Annotated in this window: 22 protein-coding genes and 1 pseudogene; 19 read left to right on the forward strand and 4 right to left on the reverse strand. The window is 57.3% G+C overall.

Annotated features, from left to right (window positions below; genetic code table 11):
* Positions 1–401 precede the first annotated feature (401 nt).
* From rplU to A7Q00_RS00675, 15 genes and pseudogenes are all read left to right on the forward strand, one after another.
* Positions 402–710, forward strand: a complete 309-nt coding sequence (gene rplU / locus A7Q00_RS00605; RefSeq protein ID WP_156503675.1) for a 50S ribosomal protein L21 — start codon at positions 402–404, stop codon at positions 708–710.
* A gap of 29 nt (positions 711–739) precedes the next feature.
* On the forward strand, positions 740–1,012 hold the full coding sequence (gene rpmA / locus A7Q00_RS00610) for a 50S ribosomal protein L27 (RefSeq protein WP_064088725.1): 273 nt from the start codon (positions 740–742) through the stop codon (positions 1,010–1,012).
* Positions 1,013–1,185: 173 nt separating this feature from the next.
* Positions 1,186–2,184, forward strand: a complete 999-nt coding sequence (gene pdxA, locus A7Q00_RS00615) for a 4-hydroxythreonine-4-phosphate dehydrogenase PdxA (RefSeq protein WP_064088726.1) — start codon at positions 1,186–1,188, stop codon at positions 2,182–2,184.
* Between the two features lie 251 nt (positions 2,185–2,435).
* The gene (locus tag A7Q00_RS00620) at positions 2,436–3,242 is read left to right on the forward strand and encodes an ABC transporter ATP-binding protein (RefSeq protein ID WP_064088727.1); all 807 of its coding nucleotides are present in this window, start codon (positions 2,436–2,438) and stop codon (positions 3,240–3,242) included.
* A gap of 9 nt (positions 3,243–3,251) precedes the next feature.
* Positions 3,252–3,788: a DUF4303 domain-containing protein gene (locus A7Q00_RS00625; RefSeq protein ID WP_064088728.1), complete on the forward strand. Its 537-nt coding sequence runs from the start codon at positions 3,252–3,254 to the stop codon at positions 3,786–3,788.
* 36 nt (positions 3,789–3,824) lie between these two features.
* Complete coding sequence (mlaE, locus tag A7Q00_RS00630; RefSeq protein WP_023887833.1) at positions 3,825–4,601, forward strand: lipid asymmetry maintenance ABC transporter permease subunit MlaE; 777 nt, start codon at positions 3,825–3,827, stop codon at positions 4,599–4,601.
* 7 nt (positions 4,602–4,608) lie between these two features.
* Entirely contained in the window at positions 4,609–5,079 is a 471-nt protein-coding gene (mlaD, locus tag A7Q00_RS00635; RefSeq protein ID WP_064088729.1) for an outer membrane lipid asymmetry maintenance protein MlaD, read from the forward strand.
* A gap of 44 nt (positions 5,080–5,123) precedes the next feature.
* Positions 5,124–5,714: an MlaC/ttg2D family ABC transporter substrate-binding protein gene (locus tag A7Q00_RS00640; protein WP_064088730.1), complete on the forward strand. Its 591-nt coding sequence runs from the start codon at positions 5,124–5,126 to the stop codon at positions 5,712–5,714.
* 4 nt (positions 5,715–5,718) lie between these two features.
* Positions 5,719–6,009: an STAS domain-containing protein gene (locus tag A7Q00_RS00645; protein WP_064088731.1), complete on the forward strand. Its 291-nt coding sequence runs from the start codon at positions 5,719–5,721 to the stop codon at positions 6,007–6,009.
* A pseudogene (locus A7Q00_RS00650) lies at positions 6,006–6,788 on the forward strand (MlaA family lipoprotein); the annotation flags it as partial. The gene A7Q00_RS00645 and the pseudogene A7Q00_RS00650, both read left to right, overlap by 4 nt.
* Before the next feature lie 246 nt (positions 6,789–7,034).
* Positions 7,035–7,388 carry a hypothetical protein gene (locus A7Q00_RS00655; RefSeq protein ID WP_064088733.1) on the forward strand — a complete coding sequence of 118 codons (354 nt, stop codon included), beginning with the start codon at positions 7,035–7,037 and terminating at the stop codon, positions 7,386–7,388.
* 45 nt (positions 7,389–7,433) lie between these two features.
* Positions 7,434–7,862 carry an acyl-CoA thioesterase gene (locus tag A7Q00_RS00660; protein ID WP_064088734.1) on the forward strand — a complete coding sequence of 143 codons (429 nt, stop codon included), beginning with the start codon at positions 7,434–7,436 and terminating at the stop codon, positions 7,860–7,862.
* Complete coding sequence (locus A7Q00_RS00665) at positions 7,859–8,356, forward strand: peroxiredoxin family protein (protein WP_064088735.1); 498 nt, start codon at positions 7,859–7,861, stop codon at positions 8,354–8,356. The genes A7Q00_RS00660 and A7Q00_RS00665 overlap by 4 nt, the downstream gene beginning before the upstream one ends.
* An 86-nt stretch (positions 8,357–8,442) precedes the next feature.
* Positions 8,443–9,345, forward strand: a complete 903-nt coding sequence (gene truB, locus A7Q00_RS00670; RefSeq protein WP_064088736.1) for a tRNA pseudouridine(55) synthase TruB — start codon at positions 8,443–8,445, stop codon at positions 9,343–9,345.
* 134 nt (positions 9,346–9,479) lie between these two features.
* Positions 9,480–10,268: a Slam-dependent surface lipoprotein gene (locus A7Q00_RS00675; protein WP_064088737.1), complete on the forward strand. Its 789-nt coding sequence runs from the start codon at positions 9,480–9,482 to the stop codon at positions 10,266–10,268.
* Positions 10,269–10,386: 118 nt separating this feature from the next.
* Here the strand turns inward: A7Q00_RS00675 and ygfZ are convergent, their stop codons facing one another.
* Both ygfZ and A7Q00_RS00685 read right to left on the reverse strand, forming a co-directional pair.
* Positions 10,387–11,244, reverse strand: a complete 858-nt coding sequence (ygfZ, locus tag A7Q00_RS00680) for a CAF17-like 4Fe-4S cluster assembly/insertion protein YgfZ (protein ID WP_082887679.1) — start codon at positions 11,242–11,244, stop codon at positions 10,387–10,389.
* A gap of 118 nt (positions 11,245–11,362) precedes the next feature.
* Positions 11,363–11,614, reverse strand: coding sequence for an NGO1151 family protein (locus A7Q00_RS00685; protein ID WP_064088739.1), 252 nt, complete (start codon positions 11,612–11,614; stop codon positions 11,363–11,365).
* Positions 11,615–11,822: 208 nt separating this feature from the next.
* Between A7Q00_RS00685 and A7Q00_RS00690 the strand changes: the two genes are divergently transcribed.
* Together A7Q00_RS00690 and A7Q00_RS00695 are read left to right on the forward strand one after the other, a co-directional pair.
* Positions 11,823–12,806 carry a hypothetical protein gene (locus A7Q00_RS00690; RefSeq protein ID WP_064088740.1) on the forward strand — a complete coding sequence of 328 codons (984 nt, stop codon included), beginning with the start codon at positions 11,823–11,825 and terminating at the stop codon, positions 12,804–12,806.
* Between the two features lie 229 nt (positions 12,807–13,035).
* Positions 13,036–14,538: a DASS family sodium-coupled anion symporter gene (locus A7Q00_RS00695; protein WP_064088741.1), complete on the forward strand. Its 1,503-nt coding sequence runs from the start codon at positions 13,036–13,038 to the stop codon at positions 14,536–14,538.
* A gap of 373 nt (positions 14,539–14,911) precedes the next feature.
* On the opposite strand, the gene A7Q00_RS00700 is transcribed toward A7Q00_RS00695, so the two are convergent.
* Both A7Q00_RS00700 and A7Q00_RS00705 read right to left on the reverse strand, forming a co-directional pair.
* On the reverse strand, positions 14,912–15,799 hold the full coding sequence (locus A7Q00_RS00700; RefSeq protein ID WP_064088742.1) for a polyprenyl synthetase family protein: 888 nt from the start codon (positions 15,797–15,799) through the stop codon (positions 14,912–14,914).
* Positions 15,792–16,019 carry an exodeoxyribonuclease VII small subunit gene (locus A7Q00_RS00705; protein ID WP_003823446.1) on the reverse strand — a complete coding sequence of 76 codons (228 nt, stop codon included), beginning with the start codon at positions 16,017–16,019 and terminating at the stop codon, positions 15,792–15,794. The genes A7Q00_RS00700 and A7Q00_RS00705 overlap by 8 nt, the downstream gene beginning before the upstream one ends.
* A 353-nt stretch (positions 16,020–16,372) precedes the next feature.
* On the opposite strand from A7Q00_RS00705, the gene A7Q00_RS00710 reads away from it, so the two are divergent.
* Both A7Q00_RS00710 and A7Q00_RS00715 read left to right on the forward strand, forming a co-directional pair.
* Entirely contained in the window at positions 16,373–17,803 is a 1,431-nt protein-coding gene (locus A7Q00_RS00710) for a sodium:proton antiporter (protein ID WP_064088743.1), read from the forward strand.
* A 76-nt stretch (positions 17,804–17,879) separates the two neighbouring features.
* Positions 17,880–18,407, forward strand: a complete 528-nt coding sequence (locus tag A7Q00_RS00715) for a hypothetical protein (protein WP_064088744.1) — start codon at positions 17,880–17,882, stop codon at positions 18,405–18,407.
* Positions 18,408–18,466: the final 59 nt, after the last annotated feature.

Genomic DNA, 18,466 nt, shown 5'->3' on the forward strand with positions numbered 1-18,466 from the left:
TTCTGGTCTGCTTCAAAGAAACCGACAGAACAATGTCAAACATCGTCTTGTCTTCTTCTCAACAGTGCAGGTGTAAAACACCCACACTTATCGGTAATCTGATTGTTAAAGAGCTGCTGAACCGAACTAACACATAAACACAACCACAACTGCAAATAGCAAGCGAAAAGTAAATTGTGCTGTAAGGAACAGCGAAGATGCGAACTATACGCCTCCAAAAAAATTTTGTCAAATATATTTTGACCCACTCTTTACCGACAACAACACAGTCATCAGACTACAAACGGAAAATAACCTTTTGACAAGATAACCACAGATGCAATAGAATGCGCAGTTCTTGTGTTCTAGGCGTTATCGAACACCAGATAAATTAATCCTTATAACCCCACATGGAGTTGAGTATGTACGCGGTCATAAAAACCGGCGGCAAACAATACAAAGTTGCTGTTGGCGAAAAATTGAAAGTAGAACAGATACCTGCCGAACTCGACAGCCAAATCGAACTGACTGAAGTTTTGATGATTGCTGACGGCGAGTCTGTAAGAGTAGGCGCACCTTTTATTGAAGGCGCAAAAGTAACAGCCAAGGTAGTGGCTCATGGCCGCGGCGAAAAAATCCGCATTTTTAAAATGCGCCGCCGTAAACACTATCAAAAACGCCAAGGCCACCGCCAAAATTTCACCCAAATTGAAATCGTGGCCATCGCCTAAGTTTTTAACCTAATTCAGGAGTATCAAACATGGCAAGTAAAAAAGCAGGCGGCAGCACCCGCAACGGCCGCGATTCAGAAGCCAAACGCCTGGGCGTGAAAGCCTACGGCAACGAGCTGATTCCTGCCGGTTCCATCATCGTTCGCCAGCGCGGCACCAAGTTCCATGCAGGCAACAACGTAGGCATGGGTAAAGACCATACCCTGTTTGCCAAAGTGGACGGCTACGTAGAATTTACCGTAAAAGGCATACACAACCGTAAAACCGTTAACGTACGCCCCTACACTGGCGCCGACGAATAATTAACGGCCAGCCAAATCTCAGGATGCTACTTCAGGTAGCATCCTTTTATTTTGCTCAATCAAATTATCCTGGCTAACACCTCATTTAGCACACAAGCATTATCCGCCATTAAAAATCTGCTAGCCACCAACTGCTATAATCCTACCATCTTTATTTTTCAGGTAGCCTCACCATGCCCGCCATCCCTATCCTAGCCATCACCTCCGGCGAACCTGCCGGCATAGGCCCCGATATCTGCCTTACTTTAGCTCAGCAGACTTTGCCCTGCCGCTGTGTTGTCTTAGCCGACAAACAACTCCTCGCCGAACGTGCCCGGCAACTCGGCTACAACGTCCCCCTTGCCGACTACTATCCCAACCATCCGCCCACCCCTGGTACACTAGAAGTTTTACACATCCCCCTCGCCGCCCCCTGCCACCCCGGCCAACTCAACTCCGCCAATGCCCACTACGTACTCTCCCTGCTCGACCGCGCCTATAGCGGCATCTGCCAAGGCGAATTTGCCGGCATGGTGACCGCCCCGTTGCACAAAGGCATCATCAACGATGCCGGCATCCCTTTCAGCGGCCACACCGAATACCTCGCTGCCATCAGCCACACTGAACAAGTCGTCATGATGCTGGCCGGCAACGGCCTGCGCGTTGCCCTCGCCACCACCCACCTCCCCCTCAAAGACATCCCCGCCGCCATCACCCGCCCGCTGTTGCACTCCGTGTTGCACATTTTGCACACCGACCTGCAAACCAAATTCGGCATCGCCAAACCCACCATCCTCGTGGCCGGGCTCAACCCCCATGCCGGCGAACAAGGTCATCTCGGCTGGGAAGAGATTCAAATCATTGAACCCGAATTACAATCCCTGCGAGAGCAAGGCCTCGACGTACGCGGCCCCTATCCCGCCGACACCCTGTTTCAACCCTTCCTGCTCAAAGATGCCGACGCCGTGCTCGCCATGTATCACGACCAAGGCCTGCCCGTACTCAAATACGCCTCCTTTGGCCAAGGCGTGAACATTACCCTCGGCCTGCCCTTCATCCGTACCTCAGTCGATCACGGCACCGCCCTCGACCTAGCCGGTACCGGCCGCGCCGACCACGGCAGCCTGCTCACTGCTATCCAAACCGCCCTCGATATGGCCGAACACTGGCAACACCACCGCACGCCATCATAGCCGCACACTATCAGGCACAAAGGCTACCTGAAAATCCGTCCCTTCGTGCAGCAGCCTTAAAATTTTCAGGTAGCCTTCACTCCAGTCTATCTCAATGATGCAAAATTACTTTTTGAAACATAAAGGCTACCTGAAAAAATCTACAACACTTCCAATCGGCACTCAACTACACCCCCAGCAAAATCATTGAGCACAGTGTGCTTTTTCCCTATAATCGACAACCTTGTATGTAAACCCAACCACTGCCGCCCATGGCCACACCCTTTATCGAAATGCAAAACGTCGCCTTTGCCTACGGCGAACGCCCTATCCTGAACAACGTTAGTTTTCAGGTAGCCCAAGGCACGTTTGCCGCCGTGATGGGCGGTTCCGGCAGTGGCAAAACCACCCTGCTGCGCCTGATTACCGGCCAAATCGCGCCTACTGCCGGCCGCGTACTGATTAACGGCCGCGACCTCGCCGCATTCAACGCCAAAGAACTGCACCAACACCGGCGCAATATGGGCGTACTGTTCCAATTCGGCGCACTGTTTACCGATTTATCCGTATACGAGAACGTGGCTTTCCCGCTGCGCGAGCAAACCGATCTACCCGAAGAAATCATCCGCGATTTGGTGCGCCTGAAGCTCAATGCCGTCGGCCTGCACGGCACGGAAAACCTGATGCCGGACGAGTTATCCGGCGGCATGTCCCGCCGCGTTGCCTTGGCGCGTACCATCGCCCTCGACCCCGCGCTGATGCTGTATGACGAGCCATTCACCGGCCTCGACCCGATTTCGCTGGGCGTGATTGCCGACTTGATCAGCAAAATCAACCGCGCCCTGCGCTCCACCAGCATGATGGTTACACACGACGTGCCGCACTCGCTGCAGATTGCCGACCAAGTGATTTTCCTTGCCCACGGCGAAATCCTGTTTTCAGGTAGCCCGGAAGAAATGCGCAGCCTCGATTCGCCGTGGATTACCCAATTCATCAACGGCCTGCCCAACGGCCCGGTCGCCTTCCGCTATCCAGCCGAACGCGATATACGGCAAACCCTACTGCAACACAATCATTAAGGAGCGAACATGATCTGGAATAAATGGAATGCGGAAGAAAAAACCAAAATCCAACGGCAGCTACTGCAATTTACCTGCGAAAAAACTGCCGCCTTCCTAGCCGAACACCCCAGCGAAACTTTTTATGCTTTCACCTACGACTGCAATACCGAATACGGACAAGTCAGTCTGTGCCTGAACAGCGAAGAATTCTTCCAAGAAGGCCTAAGCCGCAGCCGGGCCGAATTTCCCGAATACTACAGTTCGGAAGAAGACATCCGAGAATACCGCTACAATACCGGCAACTGGCAGTATCAATGTTTCGACACCTTTACCTTTATAGAAGAAGACGAAATCGATCATATCCACGGACAAATAGACGGCGGCAACATTGACGAATGGTTTGCCCTGATTGGTGAATTCCGCACCATGTGCCGCGAAACGGTACGCGAATTTGCTGGCAGCGACGTATTTGCGCAAATTCCGAAAACTGCCGGTTTCCTGGCTTATGCCGTTGATCACGAAGAAAGCATAGAAGAAGCCTTGCAACACGCCGTTTCCGTATAATCAGGCTACCTGAAACCGCACCACGGCAAAACCAATATGAATTTTTTCCGAACCCTAGGCGCGAAAACGCTGGATTTCCTGCAGGAACTGGGCAAAACCACCCTATTCCTGTTTGCCGTGCTGGCGCGCTCCGGCACACTGCTGCCGCGCCTGCGGCTGGGCATCCGCCAAATGTATTTCACCGGTGTGCTCTCCATCATCATCATTGCCGTATCCGGGCTGTTTGTGGGCATGGTATTGGGTTTGCAGGGCTACACGCAGCTGGCCAAATTCAAATCGGCCGATATTTTGGGCTATATGGTGGCCGCATCGCTGTTGCGCGAACTGGGGCCGGTGCTGGCCGGCATTCTGTTTGCCAGCAGCGCCGGCGGTGCGATGACCAGCGAAATCGGCCTAATGAAAACCACCGAGCAGCTGGAGGCGATGAAGGTGATGGCGGTCGATCCCGTTGCCCGCGTGGTGGTGCCGCGCTTTTGGGCAGGCGTGATTTCCATGCCGCTGCTGGCTTCCATCTGCAATGTAGCCGGCATTTACGGCGCCTATCTTATCGGCGTGCGCTATCTGGGCTTGGATGGCGGCATTTTCTGGTCGCAGATGCAGGCGAATATCGATGTGGGCTACGATGTGGTGAACGGGCTGATTAAATCGGTGGTGTTCGGCGTGGCCATTTCGCTGATTGCCGTGTATCAGGGCTTCCACTGCCGCAGCACGCCGGAAGGCATCCTGCGGGCCAGCACCCGCACCGTGGTGAGCAGCGCGCTCACCGTTTTGGCCTTGGATTTTGTTTTAACCGCCATCATGTTTATCGGATAACCGGATTATGAAAAGAAGCACTTTAGAACTTTGGGTCGGCGTTTTTGTGGCCTTGGGCATTGCCGCTGTGGTATTTTTATCGCTGCGCGTGGCTGGCGGGCAAACGGTTTCCCGCCATTCGTCCTACACCGTTTCCGCCAGCTTTACCGACATCGGCGGCTTGAAGGTAAAAGCCCCGGTGAAGGCTTCCGGCGTGGTGGTGGGCAGGGTATCCTCCATCCAGCTCGACCCGAAAACCTACCGTGCCAAAGTCAGCCTGGATATCGACAGCCAATACCGCTTCAGCACCGACGTTTCCGCCGAAATCCTCACTTCCGGCCTGTTGGGCGAACAATACATCGGCCTGCAGCAGGGCGCGGAGGAAACCGAACTGAAAAACGGTGATACCATCGAAATCACCAGCTCCGCCCTCGTGCTGGAGCAGTTGATTGGCAAATTCATGACCAACACCGTAGAAAAAAACGGCACAACGCAATAAACACACCGCAACATTTTCATTTTTCAACCGGAAAGGAAACACCAATGAAAAAATCCGCATTCACCGCCGCCCTGAGCATCGGCATCATGAGCATCGGCCTGGCCTTCGCCACGCCGCAGCAGGCCGTGGCACAGCTCAAGCAGAACAGCACCCAAGTGCTGAACATCTTGAAAAACGCCAAAAACAACAACGATGTGCAAGTTCGCCGTCAGGCCGAAAACTACGCCATCCCCTATTTCGACTTCACCCGCATGACCGAACTGGCCGTAGGCGCCAACTGGCGCAACGCCACCCCGGCGCAGAAAGCCGCGCTCACCGAGCAGTTTAAAACCCTGCTCATCCGCACCTATGCCGGCACCATGCTGCAATACCGCAACGCCAACGTGGTTATCCGCGAAAATGCCGTTCAGCGCGGCAACAGCGTTATCGTCACCGCCGACATCACTCCCGCCGGCGGCAAACCGGTAACCATGGATTACACCATGTACCAAAGCGGCGGCAAATACCGCGTGTATAACGTGGCCGTAGAAGGTGCCAGCTTGGTAACCGTATACCGCAGCCAATTCAACAACACCATCGCGCAAAAAGGCATCGACGGCCTGATTCAAGAGCTGCGCAGCAAAAACGGCAGCTGAACCCATGCACAGCGAATGCCGCGATGAAACCGTGTACCTCAGTGGGGAAGTAACCGTTTCCACGGTAACCGCCCCGCTGTTTCGCGCCTATTGCCAACAATTGGGCTACCTGAAAAACAGCCCTGCCCCCGCAATCGATTTCTCCGGCGTAAGCCAAGCCGATTCCGTCTGCATTTCCCTCATGGCCGCCGCCAAACGCAGCCGCCCCGAAGCCGCCTGGGTGTTCCGCGGCCTGCCCGCCGGCGTGGCTGCCTTGGCCGAATTGTATGAAGTAGGCGGCTGGATAACATCATGAAAAAACTGCTCACCCTCACCCTGCTCACCATCGGCCTCTCCGGCAATGCCCTGGCCGAAAGCGTCGCCTACGACCCCTATGAAGGCTACAACCGCTTCATGTTCGGCGTAAACGACCGCATCGACCGCTATTTCCTCGCCCCCGCCGCACGCGGCTACCGCACCGTTACCCCCAAACCCGTGCGCAGCGGCATCGGCAACTTTTTCAACAACCTGCGCGACATCGTGAGCGTGGGCAGCAACCTGTTGCGGCTCAACATTTCCAAAGCCAGCACCGACCTTGTGCGCGTGGGCATCAACACCACCTTCGGCTTCGGCGGCCTTATCGACATCGCCGGAGCCGCCCAAATGCCCAACAACAAAAACACCCTCGGCGACACCTTCGCCAGCTGGGGCTGGAAAAACAGCAACTACTTCGTCTACCCCCTGCTCGGCCCCAGCACCGTGCGCGATGCCTTGGGCAACACCATCGTCAGCGTTTACTCCCCCGAAAAATTCGCCCTCGGTAACGGCGCCGGTTACTGGGCCGCCACCGGCGTGAAAGCCCTCGACACCCGCGCCAACCTGCTCGAACTCACCGACGGCGTCAACCAAGTCGCACTCGACCGCTACGCCTTCATCCGCGATGCCTACATGTCCGCCCGCGCCAAACAAACCGGCACCACCCTGCCCGGCAGCGAAGACGACTACGTGCCCAGCTTTGAAGAAGGCGGCGGCAACACCGGCAGCGAATCCGCAACCTCAGCCGCCACCGGGCAACCTGCCGCCGAACCGGCCACCGCCGCCCCGCCGCCTGCCGAACCTGAGGCAAACAGCACCGCCCCCGCTGAAGCTCCTGCTCCGGCCAATACCGAACCAGCCGCCCCGGCAGACCAAGAAAACAACAGCCGCCCCGCCCCCAATACCATCCACGAAGAAATCCTCAGCCGCTAAAATTGCCGCCCTTCCGATTTTCAGGTAGCCTTTCCGCAAGCAGCAAAGGCTACCTGAAACCCTTCCCCCACCGCCTCATCAAAGGAGCGCATCATGTACGAAATCAACCGCAGCGTATTCCGGCTGGTGCCGCTACAGCCGTTTTGGAACTGGCTCACCGCCCTGCCCGGCGCCGAACTCGGCGACCTCGCCCTCGAAGACCTGCAAAACAACGCCAACGCCTACCTCACCAACCCCTGCGATGACGGCGAAGAAGTGTGGGCGGAAATCAAACCCCAAATCGACACCATTTTCGCCGCCGAGCTGGCCGACTGGTGCGAAGACGAAAGCCAATGGCCCGATTTGCACCCCGACATCTTCGCCGAATGGTTCGACATCCAGCTCTCCCCCATCGTCTGCGATTTGTCCGCCCGCGAAGTAGAGCGCGAACCCTTCCAACCCCTGTAAAACCAACGGCCGGCAGCCCGCACGCCGGCCATTTCCATCCCCGCCATGCCACACCACACCTACCTCACCGTACGCGGCTACCACCTCGACGTATACCGCCACGTCAACAACGCCCGCTATCTCGAATTCCTCGAAGAAGCCCGCTGGGACTATTTCGACCACAACGGGCTGGCCGAATTCTTCCGCAACAGCCGCTACGGCATGGCCATCGTCCACATCGACATCCACTACCGCCGCGCCGCCCTCCTCGGCGATCGGCTCGATATCGAAACCGCCTTTGCCCAAACCGGTGCACGCCAAGCCGTGATCAGCCAAACCATCCGCAAAACCGGCAGCCCGCGCATCCTCGCCGAAGCCCGCGTCAGCTTCATGCTCATCGACCAAACCACCGGCCGCGCCATCCGCTTCCCCACAGAACTGCAGCAAGCCATTGCCGCCCATATCCCATCCAACCCCGCAGAACCCGCCCCATGAAAAAACACATCGGCACCCTCCTCCTGCTGGCCGTGCTCGCCGCCGCCGGCTACATCCTCTTATCTCCCAAACGTCAAATCGCACCCGACTTCGCCCTGCCAAACCTGCAAGGCCAAACCGTGAACCACATCACCCTGCAAGGCAAAGTTACCCTCATCAACTTCTGGTTTCCCTCCTGCCCAGCCTGCGCAACCGAAATGCCCAAACTCATCCGGATGCACCAAGATTACCAAGGCAAAAACTTCCAAATCATTGCCATATCCATCCCCGTGCCCAGAGACCCCCTGCCCGTGGTGCAAACCTACGCCCAAACCCACCGCCTGCCCTTCACCGTGCTCCACGACGCACAAGGCCATACCCAGCAGGCCTACCAAGTCATCGCCGCCCCCACCTCCTTTCTGGTGGACAAAAACGGCCGCATCGTCAAAACCTATGTGGGCGAGCCCGACTTCGCCGAAGTGTACCGCCTAGCCGACCAACTGCTCGCTGAATAGACAGCACAATATTTTCAGGTAGCCTTCCCCCGCAGAAAGGCTACCTGAAAAATAAACCACCAAATAATCAATCAATAATCCACACCATGAAACCCCAAAAACGCCCCCTCGACGGCGTCCTCCTGCTCGACAAAGCCACCGGCCTCTCCAGCAACAGCGCCCTCCAGCAAGCCCGCCGCCTCTACCGTGCCGAAAAAGCCGGCCACACCGGCGTGCTCGATCCGCTGGCCACCGGCCTGCTTCCCGTCTGCTTCGGCCAAGCCACCAAATTCGCCCAATATCTGCTCGATGCCGACAAAGCCTACATCGCCACCCTCCGACTCGGTCAAGCCACCGACACCGGCGATGCCGAAGGCAGCATCACCGCCACCAGCCACACCGAAATCAGCCAACCCGACTTTCAGTTAGCCTGCCAGCAGCACCTCGGCGCACAGCAGCAGCTGCCCCCCATGTATTCCGCCCTCAAGCACCAAGGCAAACCCCTCTACCAATACGCCCGCCAAGGCATCGATATCCAACGCCAGCCCCGCAACATCCATATCCACGACATCCAAATCCTCCGCTTCCAATTCCCCGAAGCCCAAATCAGCGTGCAATGCAGCAAAGGCACCTACATCCGCACCCTCGCCGAAGACATTGCCAAAAGTGCCCACACCCTGGCCCACCTCACCGCCCTGCGCCGTACCGCCACCGCCGGCTTCCAAATCGAACACAGCCACAGCATCGAAAGCCTTGCCGCGCTCAGCGAAGCGCAGCGCGACGCCCTACTGCTGCCCTGTGATGCATTGGTGCAACATCTGCCGCAGTACACCGCCAGCGAACAAACCATCCGCGCCCTGCGCTTCGGCCAAACCCCTGTTGCCCCGCCGGAGCTGCCCGAAAACACCCCCCTACGCATCTACGCCGCCAACGGCGAATTCATCGGCCTCATCACCAGCCGGCAAGGCTACCTGAAAGCCCTGCGCCTAATGAGCACGCAAGCCGACTGAATTGGGCCAACCCCATATTTATGCTAGAATCGCGCCCTTTGTTATCTCACGTTCTCCAAGCCATGCCAGCCAACCATCGCTGCACGCGATACCCGGTCAGCAGGCCGAGAACCTTCTCAACACAAGGAATAATAATGAAAGCACAAACCCTACTGGCCATCGCCATCACCGCCCTTGGCTTAGCCGCCTGCGGCAGCAGTGGCGGCGGCAGCCCGATCGACAACGGCCGCAACAGCCCCAACCCCAACAGTCCGATTAATCCCGACGACCCCAACCCGGGCGGCGGCAATCCTCCACCCCCTCCCGCTAATCAGCGTACCGGCAAAGCCATTACCCTGTCGTCCAACGGCTATCAGCGCATCAGTGAGCAGGCTCTGTCCTTTACCCAGCAATACTTTGGCACTCTGAAGGTAGATGGCCAAGAACTGTTCATTATCCCTCCTGGTGTGTCTGCCCTCGGCCTGCTTGATCTACAAGCAGGAAACACCGCGCATGTAGGCCAAATTATGACGCAATCCAGCTATGGCTATGTCCGCGAAGGAACGGGTGCTCAGGGCTACATGTTCTCACAAGGCATCGTAACCTCAGCCAACGACATGCCTACCAGCGGCACATTTACCTACTCCGGTTATGCCGTTCACGCCCCAGTGTCTAACCAAACCAATGCCCAGATTGAAAGCGGCGCGGCCAACTTCAATGTTAATTTCGGCAACCGCACCATCAGCGGCACGCTTACTCCCAACAACACAGCCGTTGTGTTGGATAACGGCATCATTTCCGGTAACAGCTTTAGCGGCACGGCCAACTCTGGCGCGAAATTCAGCGGCCACTTCTATGGCGGCCATGCCGATGAAATGGGCGGCACCTACTACAAACCAGGTGAGTACACCGGCGCTTTCGGCACACGGAAAATCGCGCCTTAATCAATCTGGCTGAACTGCTTTTGCTGTGGAATTCAGCCAAGCAGCAATACAACAGGCTACCTGAAACTTTTTCAGGTAGCCTGTTTCTTATTACGCTTTAATCCGGCAGGCGGCTATCTCATTCATCCGCTTCCGTTTCAAACAACAACTTCAGCGTTTGCAAAGCCTGCCCGCCGGCCTGCAAGGCCTTGCCTGCCGCGCCGTGTTTGATAACCGCCAGCAACACGAAAGCCTCATCATGCGCCGCGCTGTTGATCACAATGCCCACTTCCTCGCCATCGGCTTCCACCTTGCTGCCCACGGCTACAGGCTGGGCGCTGCAGCACACCGCCATGCCGCGCCGCACTTGGCCGCGATATTGCGCACGGGCGATGATTTCCTGCCCCGGATAGCAGCCTTTTTTGAAATGCACGCCGCCGAGCAGGTGCTGATTCAACATTTGCGCCACACAACTTTCTGCGGTGGGCTGTGAAATCCACGGCCGCCCCTGCAGAATTTCGGCGGCCTGCCAGGCTTCGGCAGCGGCAGGGCAGTCGGCATCGGGCAGTGGCGCCGGGCTGAGCACCATGCGGTTACCACCGGCCAAAACCAGCGTAATCAGCCCGTTATCGCCTTCCTCGGCGGCAAATTTGAGCGCGGCGGCATCCGCGCCCGTATCCGCGCCGCTTTGGCCGTACACCTGCCAGGCACTGTCGGTGTGGAACACCGTTTTGCTGCGCAGCACAAACATCCGCAGCCGCTTTATCGTGGCTTCCAGCAAATCCGCCGCCATCACCAGCAAGAAACGGTCGGCACGGCGCAACACCAGCATATTGGCCAACACCCGACCGCGCGGCGAATTGTAGGTGGCGAAACAAGCCTCGCCCGGCTGCAAATCCAAAATGTGGTTGGAAAGCTGGCTGTGCAGAAATTCGGCGGCATCCGCGCCGCTCGCTTCCGCCACGCCGAAAAAGGGCAGTTTGCAAAGTGTGTGCATGATTTTCTCCTGTGTTTTAGCAAACGAAATTTAAACCGATACTGCATTGGCCCGACTGTACTATCTGCGGCCAGCCGCCTTATCGTGATTAAACTCTGATTCGTGGCATCTGATTTAGTCAGTAATTCTTCTCGCCAAAAAAGGCATAAGTTGCATCGTGGAACAGCTCGCTTTGTGCGCTGTCGGCATATTCCAGCCGCGCTAATTCATCGTCAAACCCCGCGCGCACTGCCTCCAACACATCTTGCGCCATCTCCGGCGGCAGGCTGCGCAGCAGGCTTTTCAGCGCGCTACCCAACACCAGGTTTTGCACGCGCAAAGCCTCGCAACTCTCTTCCAAATAGCTGATTCTCTGATTAATTTCTTCCATAACCTTCTTCCTTTCCGCCCCAGGCCACGCTGCCGGGCAACGGGGCGGATTATAAGCTCAAGCCCGGCGCTTGGACAGCCGCCACCCACAGAAGCATATTTATATGAAATAATATCATCCGTTACGTTTTCAGGTAGCCTCACGGCGAGCAATCAAAGGCTACCTGAAACAGCCAATACCAAGCAAACCCCTCCTCGGAAAAACCACCATGACCCAAGCGCAAGATAATCTGGTTTTCACCCTCAACGACGACACCTCCTCCCCGCAATCCACCGCATCAGACACCGAAGATTGGGAAAAAGGCCTGGAACGCCTGCAACAAAAACGCCGCCATCTGGCCAAACAGGCACAACAACCGCCTGCCGCCCAATCCAACCGCCACCCTTCGGCTGCCCTCCTATACGATACCTTGGTGGCCGAGCCCAACCCAACGCCTGCCCCGGCCGCCGCGCCTATTGCCGAACCCCGCACCGCACCGCTTCACACGCCCGCACCCGCGCCCGTGGCAGAACCTGCCCCACAACCCGCCAGCACCGGCACGCGCCCCAGCGCGCTCAGCGGCAGCCGCCACCGCCGCCTGAGCCTGGACGAACAAAAACAAGCCTATCAAGCCTATCTCCAACATTGGCAGCAACAGCACAACCTGCAAACCGCCAGCTCCGAAGCCGAGCTGAATAATCCGCAAATCCTGTTTCAAGAAGACTGGCTGGCCGCCCAAAACTCCCTGCGCGTCGGCCGCGACGAGCCAGTGGTCGAGCAGGCCACCGTGTGGCTGGGCGGCGCACAGCCCACGGTAACGCCCGATCAAGACGTGGCCGAACAAATCGAAGCTGCCGCCGAGGCGGCCGCACAGCCCGAATACGATGCCCAAGCCGAGCCCGGCACCGCCGCGCTGGCCGCCGCTGCCGAGAAAGTGGTGCTGCTCAATGCCTATGCCCTGCCCGGCAATCTGCAACACAAAATCCTCTGCCTGAGCGAGCAAGTCCTGCTCGAACGCCTGGCCGAAAAACTGCGCCCGCATCTGGCCGATGCCGTATCCGGCATGGTGAAAACCGCGCTTCAGCGGCAAACCGCGCTGATGGTGCAGAATATGCAGCAGGCCTTCTTAGACGAAGTGCCCCGCCTAGTGGACGACGTACTGGCCTACAACCTCGCCCGCGCCCTGGCTGCCGTAAAAAAAGAACAGCTATAACAGCCAACCCCGAATCAAGGCTACCTGAAAATCCCCGCCGATTTTCAGGTAGCCTTTGCCATTTTGCGCCGCCTCGAGGCCAGCGCATTCGTTTCATTTCAACAATCCATTGTATTTCCGATAAATTCTAGAAAAGTAAATTCCTTCTGTTCGCGTAAAAAACTGCTAAAATGCGCTAGACAATTCATTGGTTGCAGTACTTTCATCAACTTGAATTAAGGAGTAGGAAATGGACAACAAACTCGGGTTTAAACCCATACCGATGGCGGTGGCCGTTGTGCTCACGCTGTTGATTTGGTTTGTCATCCCCGTGCCGCAGGGCGTTACCCCCAATGCCTGGCATCTGTTGGCGCTGTTTGTGGGCGTGATTGCCGCCATCATCGGCAAAGCCATGCCCATCGGCGCACTGTCGATTCTCGCCATTATGCTGGTGGCCATTACCAAGGTAACCGTGCCCGAGCTTGATCCCGAAGGCAACCCGATCAAAAACCCGGCCACCGTGGCCATTAAAGACGCGCTGAGCTCCTTCGGCGACCCGCTGATTTGGCTCATCGGTATTTCCATCATGATTTCGCGCGGCATCTTGAAAACCGGTTTGGGCTCGCGTATCGGCTACTACTTTATCTCCTTGTTCGGCAAGAAAACGCTGGGCATCGGCTACAGCCTAGCCATTTCCGAGCTGATTCTCGCCCCGGTAACGCCCAGCAATACTGCGCGCGGCGGCGGCATCATCCACCCGATTATGAAATCCATTGCGGGCAGCTTCGATTCCGACCCGGAAAAAGGCACGCAAAGCCGCATCGGCAAATACCTGGCCTTGGTAAACTACCACAGCAATCCGATTACCTCCGCCATGTTCATCACCGCCACCGCGCCCAACCCGCTGATCGTGGATCTGATTGCCAAAGCCACCAACTCCGATATCCACCTGAGCTGGGGCACTTGGGCCATTGCCATGCTTGTGCCCGGCCTAGCAGCCATGTTCCTGATGCCGCTGGTGCTGTATTTCTTCTTCCCGCCCGAAATCAAAGAAACCCCGAACGCTTCCCAGTTTGCCAAAGACAAGCTGCAAGAGTTGGGGCCGATGAACCGCGGCGAGAAAATCATGCTGGCGATTTTTGCCATCCTGCTGCTGCTGTGGGCAGGCATTCCGGCCATGATTTTCGGCAAAGCCTACGCCGTCAACCCCACCACCACCGCCTTCCTCGGACTCTCCCTACTGCTGCTCAGCGGCGTACTCACCTGGCAGGATGTCCTGACTGAAAAAGGCGCATGGGACACCGTTACCTGGTTCTCCGCCCTGGTGATGATGGCCACCTTCCTCAACAAACTCGGCCTGATTGCCTGGCTCTCCAAACTCTTGGAAAGCGGCATCGGCGGCATGGGCATGGGCTGGGTTGGCGCGGTAACCCTGCTGCTTCTGGCCTATATGTATGCCCACTACATCTTCGCCAGCACCACCGCCCACATCACCGCCATGCTCAGCGCCTTCTATGCCGCCGGCCTGGCCTTGGGTGCGCCCCCCATGCTCTACGCCCTGCTGCTGGCCTCCTCTTCCAGCATCATGATGACCCTCACCCACTACGCCACCGGCACCTCCCCCGTGATTTTCGGCTCCGGCTACACCACCCTGGGCGAATGGTGGAAAGCAGGCTTCATCATGAGCGTGGTCAACCTCGCCGTCTTCGTGGTTATCGGCGGCGTTTGGTGGAAAGTGATGGGTTACTGGTAACCCGAAGCGTTGCGCCGGTAACGTTGAAGCATAACGGAAGGCTACCTGAAAACGAGCGAAGCAAGGTTTCAGGTAGCCTTTTTTATAGTCGATCAACAACGCACAGCGTAGATCGATACGTCGGGGCTTGAGCAATCGGCAGGCAGTTAGCCCGTGCTGTTTCAGGCTACCTGAAAACAAAAAAGGTCACACCGATTTTTCAGGTAGCCCCAAATTGCAGAAGCCGGGTCGGATTCTCGAACCCGATATTCTCAGCATAACGTTTTTGTCGGATATCAGTATCCGCCCCACGGTTTGACGCCAGATTAAAGGCTACCTGAAATCCTGTCAGCAGGTTTTCAGGTAGCCTTTCTCTTTTTCGGCCGGCAACCCCTTAGTTTCGCCGTTCGGTAACGAAGGCGGCCAGTTGGCGCAGGCGGTCGGCGCGGGCGTCGAAGCCGGACAAGGCCTGCTGCGCTTCGGCCACGAGCCGTTCGGCATAGTCGCGGGCGGCGTTCAGCCCCATGAGTTTGACATAGGTGGGTTTGTCGGCTTCTTGGTCTTTACCGGCGGTTTTGCCCAAGGTGGCGGTGTCAGCCTCGCAATCGAGCACATCGTCGATCACTTGGAAGGCAAGGCCGAGTTTGGCGGCGTAGTCGTCGAGCCGCGCCAGGGCGGCATCGTCCAAATCGGGGCAGCTTAGCGCACCCAGAGCCACGGCGGCGCGGATCAGGGCGCCGGTTTTCAGGCGGTGCATGGTTTCCAATTCGGCCTGGCCGATGCGCTGCCCCACGGATTGCAAATCGATGGCCTGCCCGCCGGCCATGCCGAGGCTGCCGGAAGCGCGGGCGAGAGTGTGCACCATTTGCAGCTGCCGCGGCGCGGGCAGGCCGTTGGGGCGGCTGAGCACGTCGAAAGCGAGGGTTTGCAGCGCATCGCCCACCAAGAGGGCGGTGGCTTCGTCGTATTGGACGTGGCAGGTGGGTTTGCCGCGGCGCAGGCTGTCGTTGTCCATGGCGGGCATGTCGTCGTGCACCAGGGAATAAACGTGCACCAGCTCCACGGCGGCCAGGGCGGCTTCGGTAGCGGCGGCTTCAGATTGCCCCAATTCGGCGGCAGCCAGCACCAGCAGCGGGCGCAGCCGTTTGCCGCCGCCGAGCACGGCATAGCGCATGGCTTGGTGCAGCCGCTGCGGCAGGCTGTTTTCTGCGGGCAGCACACGCTCCAGCACGAGTTCGGCTTGGGCGCGGGCGCGTTGTTGCCAATTATCGGATTTATTCATCTTGTTCCAACACCAGCTCGCGTTCCACGCCGGAATCCAGCACTTGCAGCTTCTGCTCCACTTCGGCCAGCCGCGCTTGACAGAAACGCACCAGTTCGCTGCCTTCCTGATAGGCGGCCAGCGCGTCTTCCAGCGGCATATCGCTGGCCTGCATGGCTTGGTTGATGGCTTCCAGCCGGCTCACGGCTTCTTCAAAGGTTTTCGGTTTTTTCTTGGTCATGGCGGGTTTGCGGCAGTTCGATTCAAGGGCGGGATTGTAGCACAGCGGGCGGACAGGTTTCAGGTAGCCCCGTTGTGCGGCGGGCTACCTGAAAATCTGTTTGCCCCCGCCCAAGCGTATTTTTCAGGTAGCCCCTAAACCCGAAAAGCGGCCGACAGGACATTGGCCACCGATGTGCCTCCCCTGCCGGCGCAACCAAACGCCCCGCCGTTTTCAGGTAGCCTGCCGCATCATCGGATAACACATACTGACACACCGCCCGCTTTCATTTACAATCGGCACGGCAAAGCAGCCGGAATAACCCGTCCGGCTGAAATATTTTATTTGTGACCACCTGCCAATAAGGAAACCCGATGCGTATCCGAACCGCCCTCCTCCTGCCGCTGCTCGCCCTGCCGCTTCCCGCGCTGGCCGGTGGGCTCAACGGCGCCGAGCTGAGCCTGCCCTGGGGCATTCCCTTCGTGCTGATTCTGCTCTCCATCGCCACCGGCCCGCTGTTTTTCGCCCATATTTGGCACCACCACTTCGGCAAAATCACCGCCGGCTGGACACTGGCCTTCCTCATCCCCTTTACCCTCGTGTACGGCTTCTCCACCAGCCTGCATGTGCTGGTACACGCCCTGGTGGCCGAATACATCCCCTTCATTTTGCTGCTATGGGCGCTCTACACCATCTCCGGCGGCATCCTCGTGTGGGGCAATCTGCACGGCAGCCCGCGCATGAACACCGCGCTGCTCGCCATCGGTACGCTCCTGGCCTCCGTGATGGGCACCACCGGCGCCGCCATGCTGATGATCCGCCCCATCCTCAAAGCCAACGACAACCGCAAGCACCGCGTGCATGTGGTGATTTTCTTCATCTTCCTCGTAGCCAATATCGGCGGCGGCCTCACCCCGCTGGGCGATCCGCCACTCTTCCTCGGCTTCCTCAAAGGCGTGGATTTCCTGTGGACGGTACAACACATGCTGCCGCCCGTGCTGATTAGCGCCGCCGTGCTGCTCACCGTGTTCTACATCCTCGACAGCAAATACTTCGCCCAAGCCGACGAAATCCTGCCGCGCGACCCGAGCCCCGACAGCCCGCCCGAAAAAATCAAGCTCATGGGCAAATGGAACTTCCTGCTCCTGGGCGGCGTGGTGTCAGCCGTGATGATGTCCGGCATTTGGCAGCCCGCACACCCCGGCTTTGAAATCCTCGGCACGCACTATGCCCTGCCAAACCTCGCCCGCGACCTGATTTTGGTGGCGCTGGCCGTTACTTCCCTCGTCATCACCCCCAAACAGGTGCGCGCCGGAAACGAATTCAACTGGGGCCCGATTGCCGAAGTGGGCAAACTCTTCCTCGGCATCTTCATCACCATCGCCCCCGTATTGGCCATGCTGCAAGCCGGCGAACACGGCGCGTTTGCCCCGCTGATTTCCCTGGTGCACGACGCTTCCGGCAACCCGATCAACGCCATGTATTTCTGGATGACCGGCATGCTCTCCGCCTTTTTGGACAACGCCCCCACCTACCTCGTGTTCTTCAACATGGCCGGCGGCGATGCGCACACCCTGATGAACGGCCACCTGTTCCACACCCTGCTGGCCGTATCCATGGGCTCCGTGTTCATGGGCGCGCTCAGCTACATCGGCAACGCCCCCAACTTCATGGTGAAAGCCATCGCCGAACAGCGCAAAGTGCCCATGCCCGGCTTCTTCGGCTACATGGCCTGGTCGTTCGGCATCCTCGTGCCGCTGTTTATCCTGCACACCTTGATTTTCTTCGTGTGGCAGATTTTCTAAGGGCACAGTAAGATGAAGGCTACCTGAAAACCTTGGTTTGGTTTTCAGGTAGCCTTTAAATTTTGTGGAGCGAAAAATGAAGCAATCCGGTTCTTATTCTGCCCTTCAGTCTTTTGGGTATGGCCTAGCAATCGTTGCCACAACCCTCATCTCTTTTGCTGCTGCCGCCGCTAATTTCCTGCTTATCTGGATTGCACCCCTTGCCTTTGCTGTAGATCCTGACGACCTCATGCGTATCATGATATTTTGGGTGTTTATGATTGGCCCTCCCATTGCATTTGTTTTATCACTCTATCTGTTAATCAAATATTTTTTTTCGGCAACGTTATTCCCGGAAGAATGCACCAAAACCAAATATATGCCTTATGGCATCAAAGACATCTTTTCCTTAATTGCCTCATGTTTGGGCATAATGGCTATCTACCAAACCCCAAGAACCCCTTTTTCCGACTGGATAAGATACAACTGGGCACCCCCACTATTCGTTATCTGGGGCTGGGTAGTCATCCGCTCCATCCGCTATACAGCATGGAAACTGCGTACCCAAGAGCAAACAAATCAAAAAACCACCATCGCCAAAGATGATCAAAACCACAGCGATTAAAACCATGCAAACCCAGCCCCATTTTCAGGTAGCCCCTTCCATACAGGCTACCTGAAAAT

Source organism: Eikenella halliae, assembly GCF_001648475.1.
Classification (GTDB): domain Bacteria; phylum Pseudomonadota; class Gammaproteobacteria; order Burkholderiales; family Neisseriaceae; genus Eikenella; species Eikenella halliae.

What these genes read in the sequence shown, in the direction of transcription:
- A7Q00_RS00705 (WP_003823446.1), bottom strand. Translation starts at nt 16,019, where the DNA reads ATGACCAAGAAAAAACCGAAAACCTTTGAAGAAGCCGTGAGCCGGCTG.
- A7Q00_RS00710 (WP_064088743.1), top strand. Translation starts at nt 16,373, where the DNA reads ATGCGTATCCGAACCGCCCTCCTCCTGCCGCTGCTCGCCCTGCCGCTT.
- A7Q00_RS00685 (WP_064088739.1), bottom strand. Translation starts at nt 11,614, where the DNA reads ATGGAAGAAATTAATCAGAGAATCAGCTATTTGGAAGAGAGTTGCGAG.
- A7Q00_RS00660 (WP_064088734.1), top strand. Translation starts at nt 7,434, where the DNA reads ATGCCACACCACACCTACCTCACCGTACGCGGCTACCACCTCGACGTA.
- ygfZ (WP_082887679.1), bottom strand. Translation starts at nt 11,244, where the DNA reads ATGCACACACTTTGCAAACTGCCCTTTTTCGGCGTGGCGGAAGCGAGC.
- A7Q00_RS00625 (WP_064088728.1), top strand. Translation starts at nt 3,252, where the DNA reads ATGATCTGGAATAAATGGAATGCGGAAGAAAAAACCAAAATCCAACGG.
- A7Q00_RS00675 (WP_064088737.1), top strand. Translation starts at nt 9,480, where the DNA reads ATGAAAGCACAAACCCTACTGGCCATCGCCATCACCGCCCTTGGCTTA.
- A7Q00_RS00715 (WP_064088744.1), top strand. Translation starts at nt 17,880, where the DNA reads ATGAAGCAATCCGGTTCTTATTCTGCCCTTCAGTCTTTTGGGTATGGC.
- A7Q00_RS00645 (WP_064088731.1), top strand. Translation starts at nt 5,719, where the DNA reads ATGCACAGCGAATGCCGCGATGAAACCGTGTACCTCAGTGGGGAAGTA.
- A7Q00_RS00640 (WP_064088730.1), top strand. Translation starts at nt 5,124, where the DNA reads ATGAAAAAATCCGCATTCACCGCCGCCCTGAGCATCGGCATCATGAGC.
- A7Q00_RS00690 (WP_064088740.1), top strand. Translation starts at nt 11,823, where the DNA reads ATGACCCAAGCGCAAGATAATCTGGTTTTCACCCTCAACGACGACACC.
- A7Q00_RS00665 (WP_064088735.1), top strand. Translation starts at nt 7,859, where the DNA reads ATGAAAAAACACATCGGCACCCTCCTCCTGCTGGCCGTGCTCGCCGCC.
- truB (WP_064088736.1), top strand. Translation starts at nt 8,443, where the DNA reads ATGAAACCCCAAAAACGCCCCCTCGACGGCGTCCTCCTGCTCGACAAA.
- A7Q00_RS00620 (WP_064088727.1), top strand. Translation starts at nt 2,436, where the DNA reads ATGGCCACACCCTTTATCGAAATGCAAAACGTCGCCTTTGCCTACGGC.
- A7Q00_RS00695 (WP_064088741.1), top strand. Translation starts at nt 13,036, where the DNA reads ATGGACAACAAACTCGGGTTTAAACCCATACCGATGGCGGTGGCCGTT.
- pdxA (WP_064088726.1), top strand. Translation starts at nt 1,186, where the DNA reads ATGCCCGCCATCCCTATCCTAGCCATCACCTCCGGCGAACCTGCCGGC.
- rpmA (WP_064088725.1), top strand. Translation starts at nt 740, where the DNA reads ATGGCAAGTAAAAAAGCAGGCGGCAGCACCCGCAACGGCCGCGATTCA.
- A7Q00_RS00700 (WP_064088742.1), bottom strand. Translation starts at nt 15,799, where the DNA reads ATGAATAAATCCGATAATTGGCAACAACGCGCCCGCGCCCAAGCCGAA.
- mlaE (WP_023887833.1), top strand. Translation starts at nt 3,825, where the DNA reads ATGAATTTTTTCCGAACCCTAGGCGCGAAAACGCTGGATTTCCTGCAG.
- rplU (WP_156503675.1), top strand. Translation starts at nt 402, where the DNA reads ATGTACGCGGTCATAAAAACCGGCGGCAAACAATACAAAGTTGCTGTT.
- mlaD (WP_064088729.1), top strand. Translation starts at nt 4,609, where the DNA reads ATGAAAAGAAGCACTTTAGAACTTTGGGTCGGCGTTTTTGTGGCCTTG.
- A7Q00_RS00655 (WP_064088733.1), top strand. Translation starts at nt 7,035, where the DNA reads ATGTACGAAATCAACCGCAGCGTATTCCGGCTGGTGCCGCTACAGCCG.